Source organism: Dermacoccus barathri (assembly GCF_015070805.1).
GTDB classification, from domain to species: domain Bacteria; phylum Actinomycetota; class Actinomycetes; order Actinomycetales; family Dermatophilaceae; genus Dermacoccus; species Dermacoccus abyssi.
Genome location: NZ_JADCTK010000006.1, coordinates 49,252 through 62,808, shown reverse-complemented (window position 1 = coordinate 62,808; position 13,557 = coordinate 49,252). Strand labels below are relative to the sequence as shown.

Genomic DNA, 13,557 nt, shown 5'->3' with positions numbered 1-13,557 from the left:
TTCAGTCCCGCCGAGATGACACGGGCTCCCCACCCTTTTATATTGTTTATCAATACGACACCACCGATGAGGAGCCCTGTGACCGCCCGCCACGCCGCAACGGCGAGATCCACCCGCCAAAGTCTCGTCGTCGCCGTGTTGTGTGTGGCCGGCACGGTCGTGGCGCTCCAGCAGACGCTCGTCGTACCGCTCATCCCGGAGTGGCCGACGTTGCTCGACACGAGCGCGGAGAACGCGGCCTGGCTCGTCACCGCAACGCTGCTCGCAGGAGCCGTGGCAACGCCGATCCTCGCGCGCCTGGCCGACATGGTCGGCAAGCGGCGCATCATGCTCGTCTCGCTCGGGTTCGTCATCGCCGGATCGCTTCTCGGCGCCCTGGGTGACGGTCTCGCCGCCCTCATCACAGCTCGCGCCCTCCAGGGTGTGGGCGCCGCGATGATTCCCATCGGCATCAGCATCCTGCGCGACGAACTGCCCCGCGAACGCGTCGGGGGAGCGGTCGCCACGATGAGCGCCACCCTCGGCATCGGCTCCGCCATCGGTCTGCCGCTGGCCGGCGTCCTCGTCGAGCACTTCAGCTGGCACATGGTTTTCTGGGTCTCCGGTGCGTCGGCCGCCCTCATGTTCCTCGGCGTCGTGCTCGTCGTGCCCGAATCCAAGGTGAAGTCATCGGGCTCGTTCGACCTCGTCGGTGCGCTGCTCCTGTCGGCTGCGTTGCTGTGCCTCCTCGTGCCCATCACGAAGGGCGGACACTGGGGATGGACGAGCGAGAAGGTGATCCTCGGGCTCGCCGCAAGCGTCGCCATCCTCGCGGCGTGGGCGCCCTTGGAGCTGCGTCACCGCTCACCGATGGTCGACCTTCGCACCTCGGCCCGACGCCCCGTACTCCTGACCAACGCGGCGTCCCTGCTCATCGGCTTCGCCATGTACGCCAACATGATGACGACGACGCAGCAGTTGCAGATGCCGGAAGCCACCGGTTACGGCTTCGGCCTCTCACTCATCGCCGCGGGCGTCGCGATGCTGCCGGGCGGTCTCGCCATGGTCTTCCTGTCGCCCGTGAGCGCCGGCATCACGAAGCGCTTCGGGGCCCGGACGACGCTCATCGTCGGTGCCACGACGCTGGCGCTCGCCTACGGCATGCGCGTGTTCCTCACCGGCTCCGTGTGGCAGGTCGTGCTCGGTGCGACGCTGTGCAGCGCCGCCACCGCCATCGCCTATGCGGCGATGCCGACGCTCATCATGCGCTCGGTGCCGATCACCGAGACGGCCGCCGCGAACGGTCTCAACACGCTGCTGCGCTCGATCGGCACCTCGACGTCGTCGGCCGCCGTTGCCGCGGTGCTCACGAGCATGTCGTTCTCGCTGGCCGGCCACGAGGTGCCGAAACTCGACGGCTTCAAGACGGTCTTCGTCATGGCTGCACTCGCCTCGCTGGCGTCGGCGCTCGTGGCCGGTTTCGTGCCCAAGGCAGCTGTTGCGCCGCGGGCCGTGCCCGCGCGCGAGGAGGGGGCCGGGAGCGCTGAGGCGCCCACGCGCGCCACGAGCAGCGATGTCCGTGCGGGCGACAACCGCGACGTCGTCGCCTCCGGCGTGCTCACCGACCTGGGCGGGCGTCCCCTGCGTCGCGGCGTCGTCACAGCCCTCGCCCCCGACGGCGCCCACCTCGACTGGGGCCGCGTCGACGAGGACGGCCGCTACCGACTCGCCCTCCCGGGGGCCGGTCACTACGTCCTCGTGGCGTCGGCCGACGGGTGGGCCACGCGCTCGCAGTTCGTCGACGTCACGGGACCGGAGCTGCCGCAGTTCACGCTGTCGCGGCCACTGCTGCTCACGGGCACCGTCGTCTCCAGCGGCGGGCCGACCGCCGACCTGCCCGTGACGCTGCTCAAGCACTCGGGCGAGTATCAGGCGGCCACGCGCACTGACGCCGAAGGCCGTTTCGAGATGTCGCTGCCGCCGAGCGGTCGCTACGTGGTCACCGCGCTCTGCGAGGAGCGAGGGGAGTCGGCGGCGCGTGGCCTCACCGTCCTGACACAGCCTCAGGACATCGAACTCGAGCTCGCGAGCAGCCACCGTCTGCACGTCAACGCGACTGCGTGACGTTCGTGCCGGCCCCGCCGCGAGATGGGGCCGGCACTAGGGTTGATCCCATGACCGTTCAGCGCATCATGGGCATCGAAACCGAGTACGGCGTCCTGCGTCCGGGGGACACCCGCACGACGCCGATGGTGCTGTCCGGGCAGGTCGTCCGTGCCTACGCCGACGCCGTCGGGCTCAACGCCGCGCAGAGCCGCTGGGACTACAGCGACGAGTCGCCGCTGCGCGACCAGCGCGGCTACGACATCGCCCGCGAGGTGGCGCACGAGAGCCAGCTGACCGACGAGGCCGACCCCAGCTTCGCCAACGTCGTGCTCGCCAACGGCGCCCGGCTCTACGTCGACCACGCGCACCCCGAGTACAGCTCGCCGGAGGTCTCGAACCCGCGTGACGCCGTACGCTACGACCGAGCGGGCGAACTCGTCATGCGTCGCGCGGCCGAACTCCTCGCGGAGCACCCGGACGGCGCAACGCAGCTCTACAAGAACAACGTCGACGGCCAAGGCGCCTCGTACGGCACCCACGAGAACTACCTCCTGCGCCGCGAGGTGCCGTGGGCGCGCGTCGTCGCCGGCATGACGCCGTTCTTCATTGCCCGGCAGGTGATCACCGGAAGCGGTCGTGTCGGTATCGGCCAGGAGTCGGAGCGTGCCGGTTTCCAGTTGACGCAGCGCGCCGACTACTTCGAGACCGAGGTCGCCCTCGAGACCACGCTGCGCCGCCCGATCGTCAACTCGCGCGACGAACCGCACGCCGACCACACGAAGTACCGGCGCCTGCACGTCATCGTCGGCGACGCCAACCACGCCGACGTCGCGAACCTGCTCAAGATGGGCATGACGAGCCTCGTCATCGGCGCCCTAGAGGACGAGGCGCTGCCGGGCGTCATCGTCAAACAGCCGGTGGCGACCCTGCGCGCCGTCAGCCACGACGTGTCGCTCGCGCAGGAGTACGAACTCGTCGACGGGCGCACGGTCACGGCCCTCGACCTGCTCGAGATGTATCGCGACGCAACCCACGCATGGTGGACCCGCCGCGGCAACGACCCGATCGCCGACGCCACGAGCGAGGTCTTCGAGCACTGGACGCGCGTGCTCGACGCCCTGCGCGCCGACCCGATGACGCTCACGAAGGATCTCGACTGGGTCGCCAAGAGGAGCGTCATGGAGGGCTTCATCGCGCGCCACGGCACAGGCTGGGACGATCCGCGCCTGCGCGCTCTCGACATCCAGTGGTCCAACGTTCGCGCCGACAAGGGCGTCTTCCACACCCTCGAACGCGGCGGGCGCTTCACCCGCCTGTTCTCCGACGACGAACTCGCCCAGGCCGTCGTCGAACCGCCCCGCGACACGCGAGCGTGGTTGCGCGGCAAGAGCATCGAGGCCTTTGGTGACGACGTGGCGTCGGCGTCCTGGGACGCGATGGTCTACCGCACCGCGCAGCCGTCGAGCTACACCCGCGTCACGATGCCCGAGCCCTTCGCCGGTGACGCGGGCTCGACCGACGGTTGGTTCGACGGGGGCGTCGCCGAGCTGCTCGAGCGGGTCGGCGACGACAAGGTGGTGCGCTGAGGGTTACCCCTGCCCGCGCCCCTGCGGCGAACTAGGGTGGTGGCGAAGCGACCACAGGCGCGCCACGGCCACACGGCGTGAGCGCGGCCGGCGACGAAGGAGTACACGATGAGCGACCAGCAGCAGTTCGGCAAGCGCGGCGGCAGCGGCGACGACTTCGACGGCGCGGGGGAGGCCGGCCAGGCCCAGGTGACGAGGGAGTCGAACACGAGCGACATCGACTCGATGCTCGACGAGATCGACGGCGTGCTCGAGTCGAACGCGAGCGAGTTCGTCTCCGGCTTCGTCCAGAAGGGCGGCGAGTGACGGCTCGCTGAGCCCCTCACCTCCATTTCGCACGCACCCCAGGAGCACCTATGGAACGCCGCATCTACGGCCTCGAGACCGAGTTCGGGGTCACCGCGACCACGAACGGCCAGCGTCGGCTCACCCCTGACGAAGTGAGCCGGGCCCTGTTCCGCAAGGTCGTCGCCTGGGGGCGTTCGAGCAACGTCTTCCTCGACAACGGCTCGCGCCTCTACCTCGATGTCGGTGCCCACCCCGAGTACGCGACGGCCGAGTGCGACACGCTGCTCGACCTCGTCGCCCACGACCGCGCGGGTGAGCGCATCCTCGACGACATGACGAGTGAGGCGCAGGAGCGCCTCGCCGAGGACGGGGTCGAGGGCTCGATCTACGTCTTCAAGAACAACACCGACTCCGCGGGCAACTCCTACGGCTGCCACGAGAACCTCCTGCTCGAGCGCAGCACCGACATGAACCGCATCTCGGAGGTGCTCGTCGCGTTCCTCGTCTCGCGCCAGCTCATCACCGGCGCCGGCAAGCTCCTGCAGCGCGACGGCCGCACCGTCTTCAACCTCACCCAACGCGCCGAACACATCTGGGACGGCTTCTCGAGCGCCACGACCCGATCGCGGCCCATCATCAACAGCCGCGACGAACCGCACGCCGACTCGGCACGCTTCCGCCGCCTCCACGTCATCGTCGGCGACTCGACGATGAGCGACACGACGACGCTGCTCAAGGTCGGCGCCGCGCACCTCGTCCTGCGCCTCATCGAGGCGGGGGAGTCGTTCCCGCGCATGCACCTGGCCAACCAGGTCAAGGCCATCCGTGACGTCTCGGCCGACCCGACCGGTCAGGCCGTCATCGACCTCCAGGGCGGCACCTCCATGACGGCGCTCGCGATGCAGCGGCTGTTCCTCGAACGCTCCAAGGCGTTCGTCGAGCGCGAAGGCGACCCCGACCCGTCCGTCGAGCTCGTGCTCGACCTGTGGGAGCGCGCCCTGGATGCCGTCGAGACTCAGGATTTCTCTGGCGTCGAGACCGAGATCGAGTGGGTCATCAAGCGTCGGCTGCTCACCGACTACGCCACGCGCCACGGCCTCGAACTCGACGACCCGCGCATGGCACAACTCGACCTCACCTTCCACGACATCCGTCGGGGCCGCGGCCTGTTCGGCATGCTCGAGAAGGCCGGGCGCGCGCGTCGCCTCGTCGATGACGAGCGCATCGCCGCCGCCGTGACGACGCCGCCCCAGACGACGCGCGCCAAGCTGCGCGGCGACTTCGTGCGCGAGGCCCGTGCGGCCGGGCGCGACTTCACCGTCGACTGGGTGCACCTCAAGCTCAACGACCAGGCCGGGCGCACCATCATGTGCAAGGACCCGTTCCTCGCCGAGGACGCCCGCGTCGAGCGCCTCATCGACAGCCTCTCCACGCCTCTGTGACGGCCCACGCACAGGTCGTCCCGAGGTCCACGCGTTATCGTGGGCCGGACTCACTTCCCACTGCTAGGACTTTTCTGCGTGTCTTCCCCCAAGCGTCTGTTCGCCCTCGCCGTCCTCCCGGTCGTCTTCCTCGCAGGTTGCGGCGACGACTCGTCCAAGGCTTCCTCGTCGGGTTCGGGCTCCGGTAGCTCGTCGGCATCGTCGTCGCCCTCGTCCTCCTCGTCGTCCGGCCTCGCCTCGCCCGCGACGAAGGGCAACGTCTCCGACGTCAAGGTCGACACGAAGAACGCCAAGAAGCCCACCGTCTCCATTGCGAAGGACAAGCTGCCCTTCGGCACGAAGTCCGCGACGACCAAGGTGCTCTCCGAGGGCAAGGGCAAGGCCATCGGAGACAAGGACCTCGTCAAGGCCGACTTCGTCATGGTCAACGGCACCACCGGCAAGACGCTCGGTTCGACGTTCGGGGAGACGGTGCCGAGCTTCAACATGGCCGACAACAACAACCTCCCGGGCCTCCTCACCCAGCTGAAGGGGAAGAAGGAAGGCTCGAAGGTCGTCATCTCCCTGCCGTCCGGGCAGGCGTTCGGCAAGGCCGGTAACCAGAACCTCGGCATCGGTTCCAACGACAACCTCGTGCTCTACATGGACATCAAGGGTGTCGACACGCCCCTGACCGAGGCCAAGGGCACGAGCAAGCCCGCAGAATCCGGGATGCCGGCCGTCAAGGTTCCCGCCGGTGCGGGCAAGCAGGCGGCCATCACGATGCCGAAGGGCGCCAAGGCACCCACGTCACTCAAGACCTCGACGCTTGTCGAAGGTGAGGGTGACACCGTCAAGTCGGGCGACTCCATCGCGGTCACCTACACGGGCCAGATCTGGGGCAAGAACACCGTCTTCGACGCCACGGCCAAGCACCCCGACGCGCCCAACCCGTCGGTCTTCGTCATCGGCAAGAAGCAGGTCATCACGGGCTGGGACAAGGCCCTGGTCGGCAAGAAGGTCGGCAGCCGAGTGCTCGTGGTCGTGCCGCCGGCCGACGGCTACGGCGCTCAGGGCAACCCGCAGGCGGGCATCCAGCCCACCGACACCCTCGTCTTCGTCGTCGACATCCTCGCGGCCAACTGACGCATCATCACGAACGGACTCAAGGAGATTCACATGGGCTTCGACCCGAACACCGAAAAGCCGGAGATCGACTTCCCGGGTGACAACCCGCCGAGCGAGCTCGTCCTCGAGGACATCTGGGAGGGCGACGGCGCCACCGCAGAGCCCGGCAACATCATCAAGGCGCACTACGTCGGCGTCTCGTGGTCCACGGGCGAGGAGTTCGACGCCTCGTGGAACCGCGGTGAGCCGCTCGAGTTCCAGGTCGGCGTCGGCCAGGTCATCCAGGGCTGGGACCAGGGCCTGCTCGGCATGAAGGTCGGCGGTCGCCGCAAGATCACGATCCCGCCGCACCTCGGTTACGGCGAGCGCGGCGCGGGCGCCGCGATCAAGCCCAACGAGACGCTCATCTTCGTCGTCGACCTCGTCTCGACGAACAAGCCGGGCGCCGGTCGCTCGTTCGGCATTCGCTGAGCGAAGCACTCATGACGAGGCCCCGTTTCCGCCACGCGCGGAAACGGGGCCTCGTCGCACATGTGTGCGAAAGAACGAGTATCCTCACTCGGTGTGACGCGCCTGCAGCCGTCACGAGACCTCGGCAGAAAGGTGGCACGCGGTGGCCTCACGCTCGACGCCCGAAGCCAAGACCGAACGCCTGCTCAACCTCGTCATCGCGCTGCTCTACACGCGCCGCGCGCTGACGAAATCGGCCATCCGGCAGGCGGTGCGTCAGTACGCCGACGCGCCCAACGACGAGGCCTTCGACCGCATGTTCGAGCGCGACAAGGACGAGTTGCGCGATCTCGGCATCCCGCTGCGCACCGAGCACATCGACACGTTCTTCGAGGACGAGACGGGCTACCGCATCGATCGGCGCGAGTACGAACTGCCCGACCTGCACTTCGACGCCGACGAGCTCGCCGTCCTCGGTCTCGCCTCACGCGCGTGGCAGCAGGCGAGCCTCGCCGGCCCCGCCGCGGCGGCCCTGCGCAAGCTCGAAGCGCTCGACATCGAGCACGACGCCGCTTCCGTGGTCGGGCTGGAGCCGCGCATCCGCACGGCCGAGCCCGCCTTCGAGGCCGTCAAGGACGCCGTCATGGAGCGGTGCGCCATCACCTTCGACTACCGCAAGGGTGGGGGAGAGTCGACGCGCCGCTCGCTGCAGCCCTGGACCGTCACCAACCGCAAGGGCCACTGGTACGTCACGGGTTTCGACACCGACCGTGACGCACCCCGCGTCTTCCGGCTCTCCCGGATCGACGGCGCCGTGCGCAAGGTCGGCAAGCCCGGTAGCTACGAGGTGCCCGCCGATCACGACGCGCACTCGATGATCGCCGGCACCGAGCGCGTGGCCGACTGGGCGCCCGCCGTGCTGCGGGTGCGCATCGAACGCGGTCACTCGCTCGTGCGTCGCGCCCGCACCGTCGGCGTCGTCGACGACGAGTGGCAGCTCGTCGACATCGAGTACGCCGACCTCGGTGTGCTGGCCGACGAGGTGGCTTCCTTCGGCGCTGACGTGCTCGTCGAGCAGCCACTCGAGCTGCGCGACGCCGTGATCCGCCGCCTGACGGGCGCGCTGCAGGCGATGACGAGCGACGCGACGTCGAGCGAGGCAACATTCGCCGCTGCGGATCACCAGGAGGAGCGGGTATGAGCGAGTCCACCACCCCCATGCCGATCTCCGGCGAGGCCGCAACCACCCGTCTCGCGCGCCTGCTGACCATGGTGCCGTGGCTCATGGGCCGTCAGGGCATCGACATCGAGCAGGCGGCACGCACCCTCGGCGTGAGCCGCAAGCAGATCGAGGCCGACCTCGCCCTCCTCTTCGTGTGCGGCACACCGGGCCACATGCCCGACGACCTCATCGAGGCCGAATGGGAGGAGGGCTACGTCTACGTGCGCAACGCCGACACGATCGCCAAACCGCTGCGCTTCACGCGCGACGAGGCACTCGCTCTCACCGTCGGTCTGCGCACGTTGCTCGATGTTCCCGGCCTCACCGAACGCGACGCCGTGGACCGTGCACTCGCCAAACTCGTCGAGGCGACGGGGGAGAGCGGCGATCCGAGCAACCGGGTGCGCGTCAGCCTCGAACGCGACGGCGACGAGGTGCTGCGCCTGCTGCGCGAGGCGCTCGACGCCTCCCGACGCGTGCACCTGCGCTACGTCGTACCGTCCCGTGACGAGATGACCGAGCGCGACGTCGACCCGATGCGGCTGCTCAACACCGAGGGTCATTGGTACCTCGAGGGCTGGTGCCACCGCGCGCAGGACGTTCGCATGTTCCGTCTCGACCGGGTGGAGTCGGTCGAGGTGCTCGACGCTGCCGCAACGGTGCCCACCGACGCCGCCACGACGGACCTCTCGCGTGGATTCTTCGCCCCCAACGACTCCGACCCGAGCGCTCGCATCAGGCTCGCGCCCGAAGCGGCCTGGGTGGCCGACTACTACCCGTGCCACGACGTCGAGCGCTCCGGCGAGTATCTCGACGTCACGCTGTACGTGGGTGACGGCCGATGGCTGCGCCGCCTGCTGCTGCAGCTCGGCGGTGCCGCCCGCGTGCTGCGTCCCGCCTCGCTCACGGACGACGTCGCCGACGAGGCTCGCCGCGCGCTCGAGGCCTACGGTGTCGACCCGTCCCAGACGGCGCGGGCGCTGTGACGTGGTGGTCGTGGATCATCTTCTGGGTGATCTTCTGGTCCGTGGCCTTCGCCTACCTCGCGAGACGCGTGTGGAAGGTGTGGCCCCACGCACGTGACTTCGGTCGCACCGTGAGTGACGCGCTGGATCGCACCCAAACCGCCCGCGACGAGGCGGACAAGGCTCGCGCTGCCATCGCCACACGGGGGAGCGGTGAGCTCGTGGTTCGTTCCGGGGCCGACGAATTGGCGTGGGACAAGCCCGCCTCCCATTGGCGCGACCAACTGCGCAGAGCCCGTACGCGGCACAAGGACGAGCGCCTCGACGACCACACGCAGGTGTGGGCGAATTGGCGTCGTCCCCTAGACTGACCATCAGACCGGGTGGCCCCGCGCCGCTGTGGCACTCTTCGTAAGGACGCTCATGTTTCGCTCTCTCTTCGACAACCCCGTGATCCTGCTCGTACTCATCGTGCTGATCGTCGTGCTGCTCGGCTGGAAGCGTCTGCCCGACATGGCACGCAGCCTCGGCCGTAGCTCCCGCATCCTCAAGAGCGAGATCGACGAGATGAAGACCGAGAAGCAGTCGAAGGCCTCCTCGGAGACCGTCGAGGGCGAGGCCACGCGTCGCGACGCCGCAGCCCCGCGCGACAACGCTCCGCACGACGGCGCCACCCGCGCCGACGAGCGCCGCGACTACTGAGCACGGGCACCGCACGCACATCGTGGCTCGATTCGGTCGACGCAAAGACAATCCCGAAGCGCGGATGTCCCTCGGGGGGCACCTGCGTGAGTTTCGCAACCGCGCGATCGTCTCCGTCATCGCGATCCTCGTCGGCTGCGTGGTCGGTTGGATCGTCTACCAGGACGTCTACGACTTCCTGAAGCAGCCGATCACCGACATTGCCGCTCTTCACCCCGGTTCGAACATCGACGTCAACTTCAACGGCGTCACGGCCCCCTTCAACCTCAAGTTGAAGGTGTCGATGTGGATCGGCTTCATCGTGGCGAGCCCCGTCTGGCTCTGGCAGATCTGGGCGTTCCTCGTGCCCGGCCTCACGAAGAAGGAAAAGCGCCTGGGGCGCATCTTCATCGGTGCCGCCCTCGTCCTGTTCGCCTGCGGTGTCTACATGGGCACTCAGACGTTCACGAACGCGGTCGAGTTGCTGCTGGGAGCCACACCGGACAACGCCTCGAACCTGCCCAGCGCGACCGAGTACTTCTCGTTCGTCACGCGCTTCATTCTCGCGTTCGGGCTGTCGTTCATGCTGCCGATCCTCCTCATGGCACTCAACGTGCTCGGCATCCTCTCGGGCCGCATGATGCTCAAGGGTTGGCGCTTCGCCATCATCGTCATCGCCACCTTTGCGGCCATCATGACGCCCACCCCGGACGTCTGGACGATGTTCCTGCTGTCGGCACCGCTGCTCGTCCTCTTCTACGGCTCTGCCGGACTCGCCCTCGTCCTCGACAAGATTCGAGGCCGACGGGAGGCAAAGGCCCGTCCGGAGTGGATGGAGATCAGCGACGACAAGGCCTCCGCACTCTGATCGGGCACGGCACGAACACTCGACACAGGCGGGCTACCGAGCGGTGGCCCGCCTGTGTCATAGCCTGGTGACCATGTCGTCTCCCGCCGAGAAGTTCGCCCAGGCCGCGTCACGCCGGAAGTTCGACTCGAGTCACCTCGGCCACTTCATCGAGCAGCTGCCCTACCCGCTGGACGAGTTCCAGCGAGCGGCTGCACAGTCGGTCCAGGAGGGGCACAGCGTCCTCGTCGCGGCCCCCACGGGTGCGGGCAAGAGCGTCGTCGGAGAGTTCGCCTGCTACCTCGCCGTCCACACCGGGCGCAAGGCGTTCTACACGACGCCGATCAAGGCCCTGAGCAACCAGAAGTACGCCGACCTCGTCGAACAGCACGGCGAGAAGAACGTCGGCCTGCTCACCGGTGACACCTCGCACAACGGTGAGGCACCCATCGTCGTCATGACGACCGAGGTGCTGCGCAACATGCTGTACGCCGGCTCCTCGACGCTCGCCGGTCTCGGCTTCGTCGTCATGGACGAGGTGCACTACCTCGCCGACCGTTTCCGCGGCGCCGTCTGGGAGGAAGTGCTCATTCACCTGCCCGAGTCGGTGCAGGTCGTCGCCCTGTCGGCCACGGTGAGCAACGCCGAGGAGTTCGGCGACTGGATGCAGCAGGTGCGCGGCGACACCGACGTCGTCATCACCGAGCACCGGCCGGTGCCGCTCTACCAACACATGATGGTCGGGCACTGGATGTACGACCTGCTCGTCCAGGACGACGAGAAGCGCCTCAAGGTGAACCCGCGGCTCCTGGAACGCATCAGTCTCATCACACGCGGACCGCGCGGTGGACGCCGCTTCGACGCGGGGGCTCCGTCCGGTCGCCGCGGGCGCGGTCGGCGTCCGGCACCGCAGAGCAAGCCGGGGGAGTCATTCCGCCCCGCGCACCGCGCCGACGTCATCGACTCCCTCGATCGCGCCGGGTTGCTCCCGGCCATCACGTTCATCTTCAGCCGCAACGGCTGTGAGGCGGCCGTCGCCCAACTCCTCGGGTACGGCACGCAGCTCGTCTCACCCGAGGAGGGGGAGTCGATCCGCGCGTACGTCGCCGAGCGCGTCGCGAACATCCCGACGCAGGATCTCGCCGTCATCGGCTACCACGACTTCGTCGAGGGCCTCACACGCGGCTTCGCAGCCCATCACGCCGGCATGCTGCCGACGTTCCGCGAGATCGTCGAGGAGCTGTTCGTCACGGGTCGGATCAAGGCCGTCTTCGCGACGGAGACGCTGGCCCTCGGCATCAACATGCCGGCGCGCAGCGTCGTGCTCGAACGCCTCGTCAAGTACAACGGCGAGTCGCACGTCGACATCACGCCGGCCGAGTTCACGCAGCTCACCGGACGTGCGGGCCGTCGCGGCATCGACGTGGAGGGCCACGCCGTCGTGCTCTACAACCGCGGTGTCGAAGCAGAGGCCGTAGCCGGGCTCGCGTCACGGCGCACCTACCCGCTGCGCTCCAGTTTCCGCCCGACGTTCAACATGGCCGTCAACCTCGTCCACACCGTCGGGCGCGAACGTGCCCGCGAAGTGCTGGAGTCGTCGTTCGCGCAGTTCCAGGCGGACCGCAGCGTCGTGGGACTGTCGCGCAAGCTGCGTCAGAACGAGGAGGGCCTCGAGGGCTACGCGGAGGCCATGCAGTGCCACCTCGGTGACTTCACCGAGTACGCGGGCATGCGCCGGCGCATCAGCGAGCTGGAGAAGAACGCCGCGAAGAAGCGCGCTGCCGCCGTTCGGGCGGCAGCTGATCGGTCCCTCGGCGAACTCGCCCCCGGCGACGTCGTGCGCATCCCGAGCGGCCGGCGTGAGGGCCTCGCCATCGTCGTCAAGGCCAACCGTGGCGGTAAACGCGAGGGCCCGTCACCGAGCGTCATCACGGCCGACGGACAGCTGCGCCAGGTGACGTCGAGCGATATCGACGCTCCGCTCGACCCGCTCACGCGACTGCAGATCCCCAAGGGCTTCACGACGCGCTCGCCCAAGTCGCGCCGCGACCTGGCCGCAACACTGCGGGCCAAGGTGCCGCACGACCCGCCGAAGCCGATGCGTCGCACTGCCATCGAGCCCGACCGTGCGATCACGGCCGAGATCGAGGAGTTGCAGCGCCGCCTGCGGGCGCACCCGTGCCACACGTGCGAGTACCGCGAGGACCACGCGCGCTGGGCCGAGCGCTGGTGGAAACTGCGCCGCGAGACCGACACGCTCGTCTCCAAGATCAACAACCGCACGCACACCGTCGCCAAGCAGTTCGACCGCATCTGCGACGTGCTCGTCGAGTTCGACTACCTCGAGCCGAACGACACCAAGCACGGCGGGCTCGCGCTCACCGAGCGCGGAACGTCGCTCATGCGCCTGTACTCGGACAAGGATCTGCTCACGGCCGAGTGCCTGCGCGCCGGCATCTGGGAGAAGCTCGACGCCCCCTCGTTGGCTGCCGCCGTCTCGGCGCTCGTGCACGAGTCGCGGCGCGACGTCGTGGGGGAGGCGCCACGCATGCCCAACCGGGACGTCGCGGACGCCCTCGAGGAGACGCACAACCTGTGGTCGGTCATCGACGACGCGCTCGTGCAGCACCGCCTCACCGAAATGGCGGCTCCGGACGCGGGCCTCGCGTGGGCGGTTCACCGCTGGACGGCGGGCCAGGGGCTCGAGGCCGTTCTGCGCGACGAGGAACTCACCGCGGGTGACTTCGTGCGACGCTGCCGTCAGCTCGTCGACCTGCTCGATCAGATCGCGGGTGCCACCCACCACGAGGGCTTGACGAAGACGGCCAAGGCTGCCATCGCCGGCATTCAACGCGGCGTCGTGGCGGCCGACCGTCTCGACTGA

General features: G+C 68.6%; 12 protein-coding genes. All 12 read left to right on the top strand.

What is annotated here, in order from left to right; translation table 11 throughout:
- Window positions 1–78 precede the first annotated feature (78 nt).
- The 12 genes from IM689_RS11840 (at window position 79) to IM689_RS11785 (ending at window position 13,557) form a co-directional block, all read left to right on the top strand.
- Window positions 79–2,103, top strand: coding sequence for an MFS transporter (locus IM689_RS11840; protein ID WP_319803875.1), 2,025 nt, complete (start codon window positions 79–81; stop codon window positions 2,101–2,103).
- Window positions 2,104–2,153: 50 nt separating this feature from the next.
- On the top strand, window positions 2,154–3,671 hold the full coding sequence (dop, locus tag IM689_RS11835; RefSeq protein ID WP_193644143.1) for a depupylase/deamidase Dop: 1,518 nt from the start codon (window positions 2,154–2,156) through the stop codon (window positions 3,669–3,671).
- Window positions 3,672–3,779: 108 nt separating this feature from the next.
- Entirely contained in the window at window positions 3,780–3,977 is a 198-nt protein-coding gene (locus IM689_RS11830; RefSeq protein ID WP_047312837.1) for a ubiquitin-like protein Pup, read from the top strand.
- Window positions 3,978–4,027: 50 nt separating this feature from the next.
- Window positions 4,028–5,401: a Pup--protein ligase gene (pafA, locus tag IM689_RS11825; protein WP_193644142.1), complete on the top strand. Its 1,374-nt coding sequence runs from the start codon at window positions 4,028–4,030 to the stop codon at window positions 5,399–5,401.
- A 78-nt stretch (window positions 5,402–5,479) separates the two neighbouring features.
- The gene (locus IM689_RS15080; protein ID WP_193644141.1) at window positions 5,480–6,526 is read left to right on the top strand and encodes an FKBP-type peptidyl-prolyl cis-trans isomerase; all 1,047 of its coding nucleotides are present in this window, start codon (window positions 5,480–5,482) and stop codon (window positions 6,524–6,526) included.
- A 33-nt stretch (window positions 6,527–6,559) separates the two neighbouring features.
- Complete coding sequence (locus IM689_RS11815) at window positions 6,560–6,979, top strand: FKBP-type peptidyl-prolyl cis-trans isomerase (protein ID WP_047312839.1); 420 nt, start codon at window positions 6,560–6,562, stop codon at window positions 6,977–6,979.
- A gap of 142 nt (window positions 6,980–7,121) precedes the next feature.
- On the top strand, window positions 7,122–8,159 hold the full coding sequence (locus IM689_RS11810) for a helix-turn-helix transcriptional regulator (protein ID WP_193644140.1): 1,038 nt from the start codon (window positions 7,122–7,124) through the stop codon (window positions 8,157–8,159).
- On the top strand, window positions 8,156–9,166 hold the full coding sequence (locus IM689_RS11805; protein ID WP_047312841.1) for a helix-turn-helix transcriptional regulator: 1,011 nt from the start codon (window positions 8,156–8,158) through the stop codon (window positions 9,164–9,166). Before IM689_RS11810 ends, IM689_RS11805 begins: the two co-directional genes overlap by 4 nt.
- Window positions 9,163–9,516, top strand: coding sequence for a hypothetical protein (locus IM689_RS11800; protein ID WP_193644139.1), 354 nt, complete (start codon window positions 9,163–9,165; stop codon window positions 9,514–9,516). The genes IM689_RS11805 and IM689_RS11800 overlap by 4 nt, the downstream gene beginning before the upstream one ends.
- A gap of 52 nt (window positions 9,517–9,568) precedes the next feature.
- On the top strand, window positions 9,569–9,847 hold the full coding sequence (tatA, locus tag IM689_RS11795) for a Sec-independent protein translocase subunit TatA (protein ID WP_129663572.1): 279 nt from the start codon (window positions 9,569–9,571) through the stop codon (window positions 9,845–9,847).
- Between the two features lie 64 nt (window positions 9,848–9,911).
- Window positions 9,912–10,694: a twin-arginine translocase subunit TatC gene (gene tatC, locus IM689_RS11790; protein WP_227484791.1), complete on the top strand. Its 783-nt coding sequence runs from the start codon at window positions 9,912–9,914 to the stop codon at window positions 10,692–10,694.
- A 73-nt stretch (window positions 10,695–10,767) separates the two neighbouring features.
- Window positions 10,768–13,557, top strand: coding sequence for a DEAD/DEAH box helicase (locus IM689_RS11785; protein ID WP_193644137.1), 2,790 nt, complete (start codon window positions 10,768–10,770; stop codon window positions 13,555–13,557).

Bases quoted from the DNA above. Each gene is read 5' to 3' on its own strand.
- IM689_RS11830 (WP_047312837.1), top strand. From the start codon at position 3,780: ATGAGCGACCAGCAGCAGTTCGGCAAGCGCGGCGGCAGCGGCGACGAC.
- IM689_RS11785 (WP_193644137.1), top strand. From the start codon at position 10,768: ATGTCGTCTCCCGCCGAGAAGTTCGCCCAGGCCGCGTCACGCCGGAAG.
- pafA (WP_193644142.1), top strand. From the start codon at position 4,028: ATGGAACGCCGCATCTACGGCCTCGAGACCGAGTTCGGGGTCACCGCG.
- tatC (WP_227484791.1), top strand. From the start codon at position 9,912: ATGTCCCTCGGGGGGCACCTGCGTGAGTTTCGCAACCGCGCGATCGTC.
- IM689_RS11805 (WP_047312841.1), top strand. From the start codon at position 8,156: ATGAGCGAGTCCACCACCCCCATGCCGATCTCCGGCGAGGCCGCAACC.
- IM689_RS11815 (WP_047312839.1), top strand. From the start codon at position 6,560: ATGGGCTTCGACCCGAACACCGAAAAGCCGGAGATCGACTTCCCGGGT.
- dop (WP_193644143.1), top strand. From the start codon at position 2,154: ATGACCGTTCAGCGCATCATGGGCATCGAAACCGAGTACGGCGTCCTG.
- tatA (WP_129663572.1), top strand. From the start codon at position 9,569: ATGTTTCGCTCTCTCTTCGACAACCCCGTGATCCTGCTCGTACTCATC.